17 protein-coding genes and 3 pseudogenes are annotated in these 15,712 nt (G+C 57.7%); 14 read left to right on the forward strand and 6 right to left on the reverse strand.

Going from position 1 to position 15,712, the window contains the following annotated elements:
• Positions 1 to 111: 111 nt before the first annotated feature.
• Both ATB1_RS13745 and ATB1_RS20895 read right to left on the reverse strand, forming a co-directional pair.
• Positions 112 to 1,509, reverse strand: a complete 1,398-nt coding sequence (locus ATB1_RS13745) for an FAD-binding oxidoreductase (protein ID WP_042664568.1) — start codon at positions 1,507 to 1,509, stop codon at positions 112 to 114.
• A gap of 134 nt (positions 1,510 to 1,643) precedes the next feature.
• A pseudogene (locus ATB1_RS20895) lies at positions 1,644 to 1,859 on the reverse strand (zinc ribbon domain-containing protein); the annotation flags it as partial.
• On the opposite strand from ATB1_RS20895, the gene ATB1_RS22060 reads away from it, so the two are divergent.
• The 3 genes from ATB1_RS22060 to ATB1_RS20900 all read left to right on the forward strand — a co-directional run bounded on the left by ATB1_RS22060 (position 1,794) and on the right by ATB1_RS20900 (position 2,845).
• Positions 1,794 to 1,946: a hypothetical protein gene (locus ATB1_RS22060; RefSeq protein WP_157837748.1), complete on the forward strand. Its 153-nt coding sequence runs from the start codon at positions 1,794 to 1,796 to the stop codon at positions 1,944 to 1,946. The pseudogene ATB1_RS20895 and the gene ATB1_RS22060 sit on opposite strands and share 66 nt — an antisense overlap.
• A gap of 54 nt (positions 1,947 to 2,000) precedes the next feature.
• Positions 2,001 to 2,462 carry a hypothetical protein gene (locus tag ATB1_RS13750; protein ID WP_241768240.1) on the forward strand — a complete coding sequence of 154 codons (462 nt, stop codon included), beginning with the start codon at positions 2,001 to 2,003 and terminating at the stop codon, positions 2,460 to 2,462.
• Between the two features lie 125 nt (positions 2,463 to 2,587).
• Complete coding sequence (locus ATB1_RS20900; RefSeq protein WP_241768241.1) at positions 2,588 to 2,845, forward strand: antitoxin VapB family protein; 258 nt, start codon at positions 2,588 to 2,590, stop codon at positions 2,843 to 2,845.
• Between the two features lie 223 nt (positions 2,846 to 3,068).
• On the opposite strand, the gene ATB1_RS13760 is transcribed toward ATB1_RS20900, so the two are convergent.
• Positions 3,069 to 3,986 (reverse strand): NAD-dependent epimerase/dehydratase family protein, encoded by a 918-nt coding sequence (locus ATB1_RS13760; RefSeq protein ID WP_042664571.1) that lies wholly within the window; start codon positions 3,984 to 3,986, stop codon positions 3,069 to 3,071.
• Between the two features lie 146 nt (positions 3,987 to 4,132).
• On the opposite strand from ATB1_RS13760, the gene ATB1_RS13765 reads away from it, so the two are divergent.
• The 3 genes from ATB1_RS13765 to ATB1_RS13775 all read left to right on the forward strand — a co-directional run bounded on the left by ATB1_RS13765 (position 4,133) and on the right by ATB1_RS13775 (position 5,326).
• Positions 4,133 to 4,669, forward strand: a complete 537-nt coding sequence (locus ATB1_RS13765; RefSeq protein ID WP_042664573.1) for a hypothetical protein — start codon at positions 4,133 to 4,135, stop codon at positions 4,667 to 4,669.
• 64 nt (positions 4,670 to 4,733) lie between these two features.
• Positions 4,734 to 4,934, forward strand: coding sequence for an antitoxin VapB family protein (locus ATB1_RS13770; RefSeq protein WP_008096053.1), 201 nt, complete (start codon positions 4,734 to 4,736; stop codon positions 4,932 to 4,934).
• Complete coding sequence (locus ATB1_RS13775) at positions 4,931 to 5,326, forward strand: type II toxin-antitoxin system VapC family toxin (RefSeq protein WP_008096052.1); 396 nt, start codon at positions 4,931 to 4,933, stop codon at positions 5,324 to 5,326. The genes ATB1_RS13770 and ATB1_RS13775 overlap by 4 nt, the downstream gene beginning before the upstream one ends.
• A gap of 222 nt (positions 5,327 to 5,548) precedes the next feature.
• On the opposite strand, the gene ATB1_RS13780 is transcribed toward ATB1_RS13775, so the two are convergent.
• Positions 5,549 to 5,827, reverse strand: a complete 279-nt coding sequence (locus ATB1_RS13780; RefSeq protein WP_042664580.1) for a hypothetical protein — start codon at positions 5,825 to 5,827, stop codon at positions 5,549 to 5,551.
• Between the two features lie 150 nt (positions 5,828 to 5,977).
• Here ATB1_RS13780 and ATB1_RS13785 point away from each other — a divergent pair, with 150 nt between their 5' ends.
• The 4 genes and pseudogenes from ATB1_RS13785 to ATB1_RS23415 all read left to right on the forward strand — a co-directional run bounded on the left by ATB1_RS13785 (position 5,978) and on the right by ATB1_RS23415 (position 8,669).
• Positions 5,978 to 6,520, forward strand: coding sequence for a hypothetical protein (locus tag ATB1_RS13785; RefSeq protein WP_241768242.1), 543 nt, complete (start codon positions 5,978 to 5,980; stop codon positions 6,518 to 6,520).
• A gap of 2 nt (positions 6,521 to 6,522) precedes the next feature.
• Complete coding sequence (locus tag ATB1_RS13790) at positions 6,523 to 7,011, forward strand: hypothetical protein (RefSeq protein WP_042664583.1); 489 nt, start codon at positions 6,523 to 6,525, stop codon at positions 7,009 to 7,011.
• A 229-nt stretch (positions 7,012 to 7,240) separates the two neighbouring features.
• Entirely contained in the window at positions 7,241 to 7,435 is a 195-nt protein-coding gene (locus tag ATB1_RS13795; RefSeq protein WP_241768243.1) for a hypothetical protein, read from the forward strand.
• A gap of 78 nt (positions 7,436 to 7,513) precedes the next feature.
• Positions 7,514 to 8,669 (forward strand): annotated as a pseudogene (locus ATB1_RS23415) (Fic family protein).
• A 53-nt stretch (positions 8,670 to 8,722) separates the two neighbouring features.
• Here the strand turns inward: ATB1_RS23415 and ATB1_RS13805 are convergent.
• Complete coding sequence (locus tag ATB1_RS13805) at positions 8,723 to 10,081, reverse strand: Cdc6/Cdc18 family protein (protein ID WP_042664586.1); 1,359 nt, start codon at positions 10,079 to 10,081, stop codon at positions 8,723 to 8,725.
• A 141-nt stretch (positions 10,082 to 10,222) separates the two neighbouring features.
• On the opposite strand from ATB1_RS13805, the gene ATB1_RS13810 reads away from it, so the two are divergent.
• From ATB1_RS13810 to ATB1_RS13820, 3 genes and pseudogenes are all read left to right on the forward strand, one after another.
• Complete coding sequence (locus ATB1_RS13810) at positions 10,223 to 11,461, forward strand: RNA-guided endonuclease TnpB family protein (RefSeq protein ID WP_042664589.1); 1,239 nt, start codon at positions 10,223 to 10,225, stop codon at positions 11,459 to 11,461.
• Between the two features lie 666 nt (positions 11,462 to 12,127).
• Positions 12,128 to 13,530: pseudogene (locus tag ATB1_RS13815) on the forward strand (ATP-binding protein).
• Positions 13,531 to 13,628: 98 nt separating this feature from the next.
• The gene (locus ATB1_RS13820; RefSeq protein WP_042664591.1) at positions 13,629 to 13,886 is read left to right on the forward strand and encodes a hypothetical protein; all 258 of its coding nucleotides are present in this window, start codon (positions 13,629 to 13,631) and stop codon (positions 13,884 to 13,886) included.
• Between the two features lie 68 nt (positions 13,887 to 13,954).
• On the opposite strand, the gene ATB1_RS13825 is transcribed toward ATB1_RS13820, so the two are convergent.
• The gene (locus ATB1_RS13825; RefSeq protein WP_042664593.1) at positions 13,955 to 14,206 is read right to left on the reverse strand and encodes an AbrB/MazE/SpoVT family DNA-binding domain-containing protein; all 252 of its coding nucleotides are present in this window, start codon (positions 14,204 to 14,206) and stop codon (positions 13,955 to 13,957) included.
• Positions 14,207 to 14,517: 311 nt separating this feature from the next.
• On the opposite strand from ATB1_RS13825, the gene ATB1_RS20905 reads away from it, so the two are divergent.
• Positions 14,518 to 15,708, forward strand: coding sequence for a GAF domain-containing sensor histidine kinase (locus tag ATB1_RS20905; protein WP_157837749.1), 1,191 nt, complete (start codon positions 14,518 to 14,520; stop codon positions 15,706 to 15,708).
• The last annotated feature ends 4 nt before the right edge of the window (positions 15,709 to 15,712 follow it).

The raw sequence follows: 15,712 nt of genomic DNA on the forward strand, positions 1-15,712 counted from the left end.
TCGGCTTGGAGGGGCAAGATGAGTGGAGCGCCTTCCAACGACTGGTGCCACCGATGCCGTGGCTCCGGATACAAGCATGCCGAATCAGGGCCGTTCCGAGACCTGCCATGGTCACGCAGTCGGCTCGACGTTGTGGTTCAGTTGGAATCGGTTCTCGGGGTCCCAGGCGTTCTTCACTTCGACGAGGCGGTCGTAGTTCCCGCGGTAGGCCGCCCGCTTGTCACCGATCTCCTCGGGGACGAAGTTGGCGTAGACGCCGCCGGTCGCGTGGGGCGTCATCGCCTCGTGGAGGTCGCGCGTCCACGCGATGCACTCCTCGTCCCGTTTGGGGTCCACCCACTGAGTGTGGATGCTCATCATGTACTCGGTGTCGCGGTGGGGGTACGCCGTCGCATCGACGGGTCGCTCGTTGATGGCGCCGCCGAGATTCGGAATGGCGATCTCGGTCTCTTGGGTGGGGATGGTTTCTCCGTACTCCACAAACGTGTCTATCATCCCGTTGGTCATCGCCTCGAAGTTCTGGGCCTTCCAGTAGTGGCGGTTCCCGGCGGGGGCCAGCCCGTCGAACGCCTGCTGCCAGCCGGTGTAGGGATGGGGCCCGACCGCATCGGCGATGGGGTCGCCGATGTCGCGTACGGGCTGGAGCACCCGTTTTCCCTCGTCCATGTCCCCGGCATAGCACGTCGCCACGATGAGGACCGTCCGGCCGTGCCACTCCTTGGGGATGAACGGCAGCGGTGGCGCATGTCGGATGACACACCAGACCGTCGCGTCGTTGGGCGCACCGTCGTTGAACTCCCGGATCCCTTCGAGGACCGTTTTGGCGTCGTCGAACGGGTGGACGATCGGCCCGGACAGTACTGTTGGGCCGACCTCGTGCAACTGGAACTCGAAGGAGGTGACGACGCCGAAGTTGCCGCCGCCGCCCCGAAGCCCCCAAAAGAGGTCCTCGTTCTCGTCCTCGCTGGCGTGGACCAATTCGCCCGCTGCGGTGACGACGTCGGCCGACAGGAGGTTATCGACGGTGAGTCCGTACTTCCGGGAGAGCCAGCCCCAGCCGCCGCCCAGCGTCAGCCCGGCGATACCGGTCGTCGAGTTGTACCCGGCGGGCGTGGCGAGGCCGAATACCTGGGTCTCGTGGTCCAGTTCGTTGAGCACGACACCGGGTTCCACGCGAGCGGTCTTCGAGGCCGGGTCGACCCTGACCGCGTCCATCGCCGAGAGGTCGACCATCAGGGCGTCGTCCGCGACGGCCCTCCCGGCGATGTTGTGTCCACCACCTTTCACCGAGATGGGGTAATCGTTCTCTCTGGCGAAGTCAACGGCGCCGATGACGTCTGCCGTGCCAGCACACTGGACGATCAACGTCGGGTGCTTGTCGATCATCCCGTTCCAGACAGTCCGGGCCTCGTCGTAGCCCTCGTCGTCCGGCCGGAGGAGGGAGCCGCGAAGCGTCCCCGCGAACTTGTCGATCGCCTCGTCGGTCGGTGGCTGCGTTTCTAAGGACATATTGAATCCCGAGTACACAGGCTACGCCCCGGCGTCACGTGAACTAATAGCATTTTCACGGGCTGGCACTGTGAGGAGTATCAGGGTCAACTGCCTCAGGGTCAGGCCCCGAGGCTTGTCAGTGGACTCCCGCTCTAACTGCGAAGGGAAGTCGGTCGGAATCGACCATTCGCATTCAACAGTCCTGACTTCAGAGCCAGTTGACTCGTGGCACGTCCAGCACCAGACGTGAGCCAATGCTGGACTAAACGTCACCCGATGTTTCGAGCGGCGTTATAATCGCTATGCAACTCCTTTCCGCACTTCAGACACTCGAACTCGTCACCGTCACGGTTATCGTCGTGCGTGAATCGCGGAACGCTATCGGAGATTTGGTGGATGCAGCCGCATCTAACGTTGTCGAGCAGCTCGAAGCACCCGTGGTGAACTCACGTTGAGGAACACCCCCTGCCGTAATAGCCAACTATGCGCCGCGAGTGGATTCGCTCACGATGTCGGTCGAATCGTACGGTCCCACTCGTCCCGACCCGCTGACTCGATTTATGGCCGCCTGCCAGGGCGCTGGGATTGCCTCCATCGCATCTCCAACGGTCGGGAGCGCGTCGATCCTCGTCGTGAGTGCCGTCACCCACTGGACACCGAGTGAGCTACTGGGTGGGAATGCGCAAGCCCTGTTGTTGCTGTTCGTGTGTGCAATTGCGGTCGGCTTCATCGCAGGGTCGTACTGGCCGGTGGTCGATGGTCTCCCACAGAAACGCGAACACGAACTGTACTGGGTTCGAAAACGCTTCACCATGTGTCTCTTTGGCGGCCTCGGGTGTTACGGCGTGTTCTCGCTCATGTTCGTCGTGACGGTCACAGACCTACTCCAGAATATGGTCGGCCTTGGCGCGGCGATTCTCGTGTGTACCTATCTGTATGCGTACTCCGCGGACCGACGCGGGGTGAGGTGAGCAGTCGAAGCACGGGTCAAGACACCACATCTGGACTCCCTTCTGCCCGTCTGAATCGTTCATTATGACCAAATACAGTGGCGACTCCCTCAAACTACTTTCACCCGCATACACAACGTATGCACATGAGCACATCAATCCGCGTCTCTGACGAGACAAAAGAGAAACTAGCGAGGCTGAAGCGTGAAGATGAGAGTTGGGATGAGTTCCTCAACCGATTGGCGAACCAGGGTTCGGGAATGACGGCTGGTGCGTGGAAAGGAACTGGCAAAGCCGAACAGGCGCGCGAGGCAATCAAGCGTTCCCGAGAGCTTCCAGCAGTAACCGTTCTCGACCGAAGAGGTCGCGTTCGAGGCTGCACGGATGCAGAACCTCCTTCTTGAATCTAGCAATGTAACATGGACGAGATTAACCAATTCGTACACGATGCCCGAACTGACAACTGAAGGCCGTCCTCGATACGAACGTTCTGGAAGACTCGGCACGCAGACCGCCAGCGATTGCGCGTGAACGAGTGCTTCGAATTCGAAGGCGCGCCGAACGGAGTGCTCTGACCACCTCGAAAATCAAACGCAAAACCCCCCAGCCGAACCACGAACCCCTTCGTCAGTCGAGATACGGCTCACAAACCCGCTCGACACCTTCTTCGAACGACACCTGGGGTTCCCACCCGGTCGCCTCGTGGATCTTCGAGTAGTCGGCTTTCGTGTCGTGGACGTACACCTCGAACGGATTCTCGACGTACTCAGGCTCCACATCTGTCCCGAGCACCTCGTTGATCATCTCGACCATCTCGTTGAACGAGTAACTCTCGGCAGTCCCGAGGTTGTAGATGCCCTGGAGTCGCTCCTCAGCCGCGAGTTCGATCCCCCGAACGATATCATCGACGTGCGTGAAGTCACGCGTTTGGGACCCATCACCGAACAGCTCCGGCGACTCACCATTCGCAATCTTGTCGGTGAACTGCGCGACCGTATTCGCGAACTCGCCTTTGTGTTCTTCTGCACCGCCGAAGCCCTGGTACACCGAGAAGAGACGCATGCCAGCCAACTGCATGTCGTAGTGGTGGTGGAAGTACTCGGCGTAGCGCTCACGGCCGAGCTTCGACGCTTCGTAGCCCGTCCGAGACTCGACGGGCATGTCTTCCGGCGAGGGTTCGGTTCGTGAGCCATAGATCGAGGAGGTCGTCGCGTACACGACCGTGTCACAGCCGTCTTTCCGGGCCTGTTCGACCGTGTTGACGAAGCCTTCGATGTTGACACGGGCACCCTTCGTCGGGTTTTCCTCGTGCATCTTGTACGACGACAGCGCCGCCAGGTGGAACACCACGTCGACGCCCTCGGTCGGGAGGTCGTCGTCGAGGACCGTCATGTCGTGGAACTCCACGGCATCATCCAGATTCTCGGGCGTGCCAAGGTAGAGGTCGTCGATTGCGATGACGTCGTTGTCTTCTGCGAGAGAGTTGGCGAGATTCGAGCCGATGAATCCGGCACCGCCAGTAACGAGGACTCGTTTGCCGTCCATACGTGGTGGCTCTCACCGAGTGTCAAGAACCTATCGCGTGCGTGTTCGTCCACCAGACGAGAGACGACCTCGGTTCACCTGCGGGAACCAACCGAATCTAGTTATTTCAAGAACATATTTTCAGTCCCGCCGACTAACTCGATTCCATGCAACAGTACACCCGCCGGAACGCCCTCCGTGCGTGCGGCATTGCCGCCCTCAGTTCGTTCGCTGGGTGTTCGGCCCTCCCACCGGACGATTCAGACACTGAGAAGCCAACCTACGAGCGGCTCGACGTAACGCCGGTGTACGTCGCCGAAGAAGTCGACCTCGCGATGCCTGCAACAATCGAGACGGTGAACGCACCGCACAACGCCGATCTGCTCGTCCTCCCCGCTGACACAACCACCGACGCCGAGCAGGCGGTCGAGTGGCTGACCGACGACCGAGTGCTTGCACTCCTCGGAGAGACTGCTGAAACAACGTGGCTGTCGTGGGTTCGAAGCGACGCGTTCAGAGACGCGTTCGACACGCAGGGATACTCCGAGAGCGAACCAAGCCCAACACTCGTCGTCGGTGCAAAAGTCGGCCTCAATACGACGACCTCTCGGTACTCGTGGGGCGATGAACCATCTCATCGCGACGTACTCCAGGCGCTCGACGAGTCGCTCGTTGCGATTGAAAAGCGGACGCCGACAGGATAACTGTCGCAATCCAACAGTGGTGGCTTCCTCAAAGTACTTCTGCCTGCATACACAACGTATGCATATGAGCACATCAATCCGCGTCTCAGATGAGACGAAGGCGAAACTGGCGCGGCTGAAGCGTGAAGACGAGAGTTGGGATGAGTTCCTCGATCGACTGGCGAATGAGGGATCGGGAATGAACGCCGGTGCGTGGAAAGGAACTGACAAAGCCGAGAAGGCGCGCGAAGCAATCAAGCGTTCCCGAGAGAGCTTTCAGCAGTGACCTTTCTCGATTCGTCGGTTATCATCGACTACCTCGATGGTGTTGCGGAAGTCGTTGAGTTCGTCGATGAACAACCGACGTTGGTCACATCCAGCATCTGTATCTATGAAGTTCTCGCTGGTGAAGTGTTTTCAGCGGGTGAGACGGACCTCATCGGGGCGCGTGAGAACTTCGGGCGAATCACCGCTCTTGACTTCTCCGAAGAGGTCGCGTTTGAAGCTGCCCGGATGCAGAACCGCCTTCTCGAATCTGGCACCCCCATGTCGCCACGTGACCTCATGATTGCGGCTACGGCTCGGTCTGAAGGAAAGGAACTGGTCGTCTCAGATGCTGACTTCGATACAGAAGGTCTCCGTGAGATCCACTCTGTCCGGCGATTTGGGCCGTATTAGTCTCTCTGGACAGTGCTTGCGCGCTGTATTTCGCCCGCAACTCTCCCGTTGTCAGGTTCGAGGTTCGTCGTAGAAATTCACAGAGAGCCTGAAAAACCCGGTGTAGGTGACTGTGTATTCGATGTAGCGTTTGTCATGGACCGCCGCTGTTCTGTGGGCTAACACGTCGGCTAACGTCAAAGTCACCTGTTCGCCGGCTGTCGATGTGACTCGAATCCCGTATCACGCGTTCTCGTCCATCCACGGTCCTTCAATCACCGTGGAGGAGTCGCCGTCGTCAGCGCCGAGTGCACTGAGCAAAACCTGCGTTTCGTATATCGGGTCAGTTCCATCCAGTACCTCTACTGTGAACTCGATTGCTTCGTCGACGGCGTTGTCTGTGAAGATCCCGTCGAGTTGGTATGTGACGAAGGGTTCTTCGACCTTCTCGAGAGTGCCACACCCGGAAAGAGCTGGGATTCCGACTGCGGAAGCAGCCCCAAGGAAGGCGCGGCGGTTCATACTGTCCGATCATGTCTACTGGTTGTGAATTTTTCTATCGTCTGGACCAAGCCGCGACCTGTATGCAGCACGATGCGCACAAAACAACGGATATCGCTCAGATATACAAGCACCCACAAAGTAATATTGGCGGACCACCTAGCACCGGTCATGACCGACGAGACGCCGACGCCCCCGGACGTGAACCTCACCGAGGAGTGGGAACGCGCCGTTACACAGCGGACTGTGAAAGACCGTGTGTACGAAGCGGCCACGACGCTCACCACACCAACGACTGTCGCGGATATCGCGGCTCGCGCTGATTGCACGAAAGAGGGTGCTCGCCCCCACTTGGAGTGGTTCGTCGATCTCGGCGTCCTCGAGAAGGTCGCTGACAACCCTGCATTGTTCGTTCGGAACGAGGCGTACTTCGAGTTTCGTCGGGTCACCGAACTGATTCGCGAGTTCGAGACGTCCGCGGCGGTCGCTGAGGCGATTGACGAGTACCGAGCCCGCGAGCGCGAACTCGCAGCGCATTTCGACGAACCGTCACCGGACGCGGTCGCGTACGCTGGGGTTGCTGCTCGCGACGACGACGCGGCAGAGCGCCTGCGTGAGTGGCGAACGGTCACCCGTCGGCTCCGAGAACTTCGAGAGGCAAAACTCCGACTCGACTCCGATGGTGGTCACAGCGCTGCATCGCCGTTCCCCTAGCGATGGGTCGGCGTGATGACCTCAACGAAGAACGAATGCGGCTGCTTGGCTCTCGTCTCGCAGCGCTTTCGATGGTTGAGTCGGTCCACTATTTCCCCCTCGAAAAACCAGACCGTGTTGTTGCATCGTTCGAGGAGACGTACTATCCAGACGTGGTTGACGCTGCGGCGCTTGAACTTCGACTGCGGTTGAATGGCGAGTTCAATCTACTCTACCGCGAACGATGGGCGGGTGACCGCTGGGTCTGTCGATGGGACCGTCATCCGAATACACACAACACGGACGACCACTTCCACGTCCCACCACGTCCCAGCGAAACGACCGCACTTGACGCGGAATACCCTGCCGACATGAACGACGTACTCCGACTCGTCTTCGAGACGATCGAAGCGCGAGTTAACGAGGTATGGGCGGAGACGACAGCACCGGTATACCCCACCGAATATGGATTTGAACGACAGTACGAGCTGCCGTACCTCACAAACCCGTAAGCAACAATTTCGACGTACCAACGTACTCCAGAACGACAACTCAGATTTGACTGAAGAGACGTGGTCAGTCCACTATTCAAATTACCTTACCGGCGATGTGATACGTGTGGTGTGACCATACAGCGAACTCCTTCTTCACCGTGGGTTTGAGTCTGCCACTAGGGTAGTCTGTTATGCCACGGATGGCTGGTCACAACAGATATGTCCGTGGAACGATTGGCTTGGGGAAGTGCTCTCGAATAAAGACCGAGTCGAGTTGCACCAACAGTACCTCGACGGAGAACTGGACGAAGGCGTTGCAAAGGTTCTCATTGGCGATCTACTCGAGGATATTGAGCGTGAGCGCGAGGCAGTCGAGAAGGCAGAGTCGCTCGGTACCGATGGCGTCTTCCAGAACAAGGACACTCGCTCAAAATTTGACTAAGTAGTCCAGATCGAGCCACTATCCAAATTACCTTAAAACCAATATGATTAAGCCGACACAAATACTGTCTTAGTCAAAATGAGGACTCGAAATCTGCCACCAGACGCACCCGGTCGCTATCTTGAGTCCCATCCGAACCCCTACTACATTCCGGACAAGTTACCGCTGTCGTCGAAAATCGAGATGGACGACGAGCTTGCATCGTCGGTTGCGGATGCGATGTTCCAACTCGGACGGATCGATGGTATCAGTCCCACCGTCGACTTCTCCCCGGTTCTGTACACCTCGCTGCTCCGACTCGAGGCAGTCGAAACAGCCGAAATCGAAGGCGCAGATGTCGATGTCGACGAGGTGTACGCGTATCACACGCGCAGTCGGTCCCAAGAGACAGTCGACGTCAGTCGCGACCTCCAAGAAGTACTCAACGCCGAACGAGCACTCAACGAGGGATTCGACGCGATGAGAGATGGCGAATCGATTACGCTCAGTCTGCTACAGTCGCTCCACGAGACACTCCTCGAAGGCGTTCGGAACGAGGGGGACGTCGTCGGTACATGGCGGGAAAGCGACGTCCACATCCCGTCACCACGTGGCAGCCAGCCACCGTTTGTGCCACCGCCACACGGCAACGTGCCTGAGCTGATGGACTCGCTCGAAGCCTACATCCAGATGGGAGGTCAGCACCACCCCCTCATCGACCTCGCTATCGCACACTACCAGTTCGAGACGATTCACCCCTGTTCTGATGGGAACGGCAGACTCGGACGGATCCTCATCGTCCTCCAACTGCACGACGCGGGGTATCTCTCGGACCCCTATCTCTACCCGAGTGCCTACTTCAATCGGAACAAACAGGCGTACGTCGAGAAGATGCGCGCAGTCAGCGAAGCGGGGAACTGGACGTGACTGGATTCTGTTCTTCCTCGACGGAATCGAAGCCCAGGCGAGAGACTCCTACGAGCGGACGTTCGAACTCATCGAGCTTCGCCGGGACTACGAGACGCGCTATCCGCACTCGAAAACGAGCCACAAACTCGCCCGGAGTCTGTTCGACCTTCCGTACTTCACCGCGAACGAGGTCCAATCGCGCTTCGACGTCAGCCGACAGACGGCGTACAATGCAATCAAGGAACTGGAAGCAGACGGTCTCATCGTCGAAACAACCGGGAAACAGCGCAACCAGGAGTACAAAGCAGTCGACGTCTTCGATATCCTCGAACGCCCGACGGTGTGAGGGCCTCCACACGACTGCAGTCGTGGGCTCTCCTCGAATCGCTGTTCCCCCACTCACCGAGACGAGTTCGCGAGAAACCGCTTGGCTGCCGACCGGAGTTTCGAGGAGTCAAGTCCGGCAAATGGAGTGTCTTCCTCTAAGGTATCGAGGACTGCGTCAACAGGCTCGGAGAACGCAAATTGCAGATAGACGCCGCGTTTGAACCCACCACTCGTGCGATTGCTTTCGAGGACACCATACGTGCCTGCTTTGTTGAGGTGGCTGTTGACGGTCTCTTGGGTGTAGATATCTCGCGACGAGCGGTTACAGAGCATCTGATAAATGCTGTAGACTGCTGGACTCGGTGCAACGCCGCCGTTGACGTCCGCGACAATCGCTGCGGCGTACAGAGACAGCTTCTTTTGGACGGTCATTCCGTCGACGATCTCGAGGACGCGATTCTTCAACACAGAGTCGTTAGCACGGTGGACGTGCTCGGCGGTGACGACCGAATCGCCGTTTTGATTCGCAAGCTCACCTGCGTCTCGAAGCAGGTCGATTGAACGACGTGCGTCACCCTCGTTTTTCGCACCATAGGCAGCAACGAGTTCGATCACGCCCTCGTCGAGTGCGTTTTCTTTGAAGGCGTCACGTCGCCGATTGAGGATCTCAATGAGTTCGTCTGCGTCGTAATCAGAGAAATGGATCCCGTTCGGGTTGTACGAACTGTCCGTTCGGCTGTCGACGTTTTCGCGGAACTTCGGATGATTCGTGATGACGACCGTCGAGATAAGCGTCTCAACGTGCTGTTCGGCCATGACACGACTCAGGCTATACAGGAGTCGAGAGTACGCCGGTTCCGGCTCGGTAGAACGTCCGGTAAGTGCGTCGATTTCATCGAGAATGAACACGAGCGAATCGAAGTGTTCATCGACGATTTCGTAGAGGCGCACGTATTTCGCATCCGTCGAAACACCCTTGCGCGGTATTTCCCACGCAACACCCGCTTTCGTTGCGGTCTGGTGGCCAAGTTTCCAGACCGCGCGGTCAAGGGTGTGTGACTCCATCGTTTTGAAATTCACCGAGACGAAGTCGAAGTCGATACTGTTCTGTTTTGCTCTGTCTTTGACCTTCTCCGCGACAGCCTTTACTGTCAGGCTCTTTCCGGTCCCACTTGGCCCATACAGAAGTAGGTCCGGTGGACGCTCACCATCGAGGGTGTCGCGGAACGCACGGGCCTCGGCCGCTAACTGTTCGTCACGGCCGTAGATGCGGTCGTGGTCGACGATGGTATTCGGGTCGACCAACTGCTTGTTCCGAAAGACCGTCGTGCTCTCGCCGTCAAGAATATCGTCGACAATCGACGTCTCGGAGTCTTGACCGTGGTCCCCATCACCTCCATCCCCGGTCGTATCGCCGTCGTCCGTTTTCATAATGGCTGCAAGGCGGAAACCCGCAGCGTTAGGTGTGGGAGAAAGCCGACAACCCGTTACACCAACTTCCTCGATGGCAGTCAGACTCCCCAACACCAACCCGAATACTTATAAATACAACCTACTTCATATGAAGTACAGATGGTGGAGGACTCAAGCACTCGAACCGTTCCCATCAAACTTGATGTGGACGAGAGTGCCGCGGACCTCCTTCACCAGACAACCGACAACTTCCTCGACGCCGCCAACTATGTCGTAGACGTCGCGTGGGAACCAGACTGGAAACTCACCAGCAAACAGAAACTCCACGACCTCACGTACTACGACGTTCGAGACGACTCTCCACTCCCAGCCAACCTCGTGCAAGCCGCACGGAACCGAGCCGCAGAAGCCGTCAAAGGAGTCATCGAGCGCTGGAAGAACGGCAAGAACGCGTCGAAACCACACTTCACGTCACGGTTCGCCAGCTATGACGCCCGAACTGTCACCATCAACGACGACCACTGCACACTCGCCACCATCGACGGGCGAGTCACCGCAGAGTTTGTCCTTCCAGATGAACAGCGTGAGACGCCTCACTCGGCGTACCTGTTCAACGATGACTACGACGTGAAAGGTGCCACACTCCATTACGACGAGGTTGAGGACTGTTTCTACCTTCACGTGCGGACACAGCCCGCCGTGGAGAACGATGATGCCGAACAAGGTGATACCAAGCACGTCTCCGTCCTTGGTGTTGACCTCGGCATCACAAACATCGCAACTACCTCAACCGGACGATTCTGGAGCGGTGGCAAACTCAACCACTGGCACCGCGAATACGAAAAGCGTCGTGGCTCGCTTCAACAGACCGGGACTCGGTGGGCACACGAAACCGTCCAACGAGTCGGTCGCAAGCAAACTGGGCGTTTCGAGCAGATGCTTCACACTATCTCGAACGAACTGGTCGACGAAGCTCTTGAGAACGACTGTACGCATATCGTGTTCGAGCAACTCAAGGGTATCCGCGAGCGTCTGTCGCACGCGAAAGCGGTGCACAGGTGGGCGTTCCACCGCTTGTTCGAGTACGTCACGTACAAAGCCGAGTCTGCAGGACTTGTGGTGAAGCAGATTAATCCAGCGTACACGAGCCAACGTTGCTCAAAGTGTGGATTCACCCACGAGGATAATCGGCCACACACCAACGGTCAAGACGAATTTGGTTGTCTGAAGTGTGGATACGATGTTCACGCAGATTACAACGCGGCGAAGAATATCGGCTTGAAGTATCTCCGCGACCAGCAAAAGTCTGGTCGTGGAGGCGCACCCGTAGGCGTGCGCTTGAACAGCGGGATGTTGAACGTGAATGGTGGGTATTCACCTACTGTCTTGAGCAGTTAGAACGGGAGTCCACGCTGAATGCCACGCTCTTCGGGGCGTGGGAGCTTACTTCGATCACGGTGTGGGCAGACACCTTCGTAGTGGAACGCCTTCGACTTCCCAGGACGTAACGAAAACACTCGCAAAACGGTGTGTGGCACCATATAAAGAAACAGAACACTCGGAACACATTGGAGGGTGATCGTTTTCGTTTCTACCTCGTCAGGGGCTGCGGCCTCACAGTCGTTCTTGCGTGGCCGGCGATGCGGTCCTCGTTGGCCCGCGTTGTGTGTGCAGTTCTGTGACTGCGGGCGTCACAACGCTGTCGCTCGCCAGTCTGTCACTCGGTGCGAGGTGTGTGGACCTCCCACGGTTGCAGACGGTATCCTCGTGTCGACAATCGAGTGCGGTACCGAGTCTATGACCGACTAGAACGCCACCCTCACCCAGATCGAAATGAAATCTACCGAGACGCGCCACCCTCTCAATATCGGCTCAGACGCCCATCAAACCGAGTTTTAAGCGGTGGATTCAATTCGAGCACGGTGTGTGACGAAACCCCGGTCGTGGGGGTTCGCCATTGCGATTGACCCATGAAGTTGGAGGTTGAACTATTATAGCTCAAACTATTATAGTTCAATTACTAACTTCGGAGCACATATGTACCATCCGCCACGACATGGTGGTATGGACCAGTTCGTCAATCGTCTCGAGGAACTCGATCGGTTGCAAGCCCTCTATGAGAGTGGTGCTGCAGAGCTTGCAATCATCTATGGTCGCCGCCAGATCGGCAAGAGCGAACTCGTCCGCCAATCGATTGCCGACCGCAACGATGCTGTGTACTATCAGGCAGTCCAAGGAACAGCGACGACACAGCTCAGGCGATTCGTCGAGGCAGCAGCGCCGACCTACCCAGACATCACGGCCGTCAAAGAGGAATGGGAACCGCTCATAACATACCTCACCGACAAAGACGCAGTCATCGTCATCGACGAATTCCCGTACCTCATCGAATCGAACGAGGGGCTTCCCTCGGTCATTCAACACCTGTGGGATACAGCTGTCGGTGAGAGTCAGGCAACACTCGTACTCACAGGCTCTGCAATCGGAATGATTCACACCCACGTCCTCGATGGTGGTGCGCCACTCTACGGTCGGGTCTCTCAGACACCGAATGGCCGCCTCGAACTCACCCAGCTGCCGTTTCGCTCCATCCAAGAGTTCGTGCCGACGTACGATCCGAAGCACGGGTGTTCGTCTATGGCGTCTTCGGCGGCACACCCCGATATCTCAGCCCGCTCGATCCATCACAGAGCCTCGGAGAGAACATCACGCGGCTGCTGTGCGACCCGGATGGTCCACTCCACGACGAACCCGAAACCGTCCTCCAGATGGAGCTCAACGATGTGAACACGTATTTCTCGGTTCTGGAGTCGATGGCCAGCGGGAACCGCAGTCGAAACGAGATCGCTCAGGGTGCCGGTATCGAGAGCACCAACACGTCGTACTACTTCGACCGGCTGGAAACCCTCCAGATCATCGAGAAACATCATCCGGCACTCGCCGATCCGGCGCGCAGCAAGCGGACTCGGTACCGGCTTCGAGATCCCGTATTTCGGTTTTACTTTCGGTATCTCTACGGCCGCGAGGGACAGTACGAACTCTACGGCGAGAACGCCTACGCGGATCTCATCGAACCGGAATTACCCGATTTCGTCAGCGAAACGTTTGAATCACTCTGTCACCAGGCAGTACCGGCGCTCTATGCAGACTACCAGCTCACACGAGTGCCAAGCCAGTGGTGGTACAAGGGCCAAGAGATAGATGTCGTTGCACCAACCGACGAGTCAACGCTGATCGCTGGCGAAGCGAAATTCACCAACGCTCCCCTCGGCTATGACGTGCTCGCGGACCTCGAAGACGACGTGGAGCAAATCGATTGGACACCCACCGGCGGTGGTGAGCCGACGTATGAATTCGCCTTGTTCAGTCGTTCTGGGTTCAAACGCTCCGTCGAGGAAGCAGCAGCCGAGCGTGATGACCTCCGCCTCTTCGATCTCTCTGACGTCGTTGCTGCTCTCGAGAGTTGAACAGTCACGCCTGCCCCTGGGAACGGGATTGAGGAAGGGTCTGCACGGGTCTCTTCACCGTCCGAACGCTTATCCTCTGAGATCGATTCGAGTTCAGTATGGCAAGTGCGACCCGGGACGGCGACCCCAACGGAGTTGAGTTCGTCCGCGAAGATGATGGGAGCATCACCGCCCACGACACCGAGACCGATCTCGCACGTGGTGGCGACACCCGGGCGGAAGCACTCTCGCAACTTGCGGAGGTTCTTGTTCTCTACGAGGGAGCTGGTGAACCCCTCACCGACGATGACCTCGAAGAACTTGGCCTCAACCCCGATGAGTTCGAGAACCGCGACCTGCCCGATTTCACGCACTAACTGCGACGACTGGGTTGGGGAAATACAGCCACCGAGTCAGTGTCCCACGACTTCAGTCGTGGGAGAAGTCAGTCTGTCTTGACACCCCACCCGTCATGGTCCGTGTCGGCGTCCGTTTCTTCGTCACCGTCATAGCCATCGAAGTCCGCAAACGTTCCACTCCGTTGTTGGACAACCCGGACTCGAATACTTCCGTCTTCTTCGAGATGCCAACGGAGTTGATCCCCATCGTCGATCCCCAGTTCTCGACGAATCCGTGCTGGAATCGTCGCTTGGTTCCCAGACACCGTGCTTTCAGCGTCCACCGGGTCACTACTCATGACTGACCACCAGAACCACTTGGTGAAAAGCCTAGTGTGTCGCCACACTACCAAAACGACGGTTGGGTCAATATGAAACACACCCCGCGCCCAGCCCCGTCTCGAGCGCCACGCCGGTTGCGATGCCCACTACAAGCGTGTCCAGCACCAAGCCGAGTGCGACGCCGAATCCGACCCCAATCGCCGCTGGGTCAATGCCTCCGTTCGTCCTGTCGCTAACCGCAGCAGCGCTGCGTTCGTCCCAAACGGTGGAGACGGAACCAGCCTTATGTGTTAGCACACCACTAGTACTGGTAGCAGGAAATTCGTTAGTGACACGTACTGAGAGATCCCCTTCCCTGTCCGGTGAGGAAGCACGAAGCCAGCTCTATTCGCTCTTACATCGCAGTATTCCAAGCAAGAAGGCCATCGATGAGGTAATCGAGATTGGAGCGAACTACCTCGGCGTCAACCATGGCCACATCACCGAAATCGATGAAGACGAAAACCGGTGGGAAGTAATTGGATCAACGGATGCTCCCGAAGGTCCGTATCCTGCCGGCCTCACGTCGAAGCTGAGTGATTCATACTGCCGGCGCACAATTCACCAGTCGACGCCGCTTGCGTTACACGACGCCGGCAACCAAGGCAGAGCAGACGACCACGCGTACCAACTCCACCAGCTAGATACGTATCTGGGGATACGCATCCAAGTGTTCGGTGAGCCGTACGGAACGGTTTGTTTCGTTGGATCGGAGCCGCGAGAGAGCTCGTTCTCCGAGGCCGAACAGTTTTTCATCGAGTTAGCTGGAGAGGTACTGCAGAAACGACTCGAAGGAGCCCATCACGAGAAGGATCTCACCAATCGAGACCGCCTGATTTCAGTACTCAACCGCATCCTGCGCCACAATCTCCGGAACGACTTGAACGTGGTTCAGGGAACTGCACGGCTGCTGGAAGAACGAACGTCCGGAGAGACGGCGCAGTTAGCCTCGACCATCGATTCGACGACCGCCGAACTGCTTTCAGTTGCCGAGAAAGCTCGAGAATTGGAAACGCTGACGCGATCCGTTCCAGTCGCACGGCCGATAGATATCGTCCCGAAAGTGGAGGACGCGGTACGCGATGTCCGTGAGAGACACCACTCAGTGGACATCTCGCTTAGTGTACCCGACCGAGCGATGTCGTTCGCAGACTCACAACTATCTGATGCGGTCTCAGAGCTTCTCACGAACGCGGCCGAACACGCTGGAGAAGATCCGACAATCGCTGTGGAGGTCAATCGCGGGACAGATCGAACGACGATAGAGATTCGTGACGATGGGCCGGGCCTGCCGTCAGGTGAACGCCGAGTACTGACTGGGGCTACTGAGACCGCACTCGACCACGGAAGTGGTATCGGACTCGTCCTTGTGTATTGGATACTCACCAACCTCGATGGTGAGATCGAGGTACCACCGACCTCGTCCGGAACGACGGTCGAACTCCAGCTTCAGCAGGCGGCGTCGATCGCTCCTGAATGAACCA

The organism is Haloferax sp. ATB1, assembly GCF_000730175.1.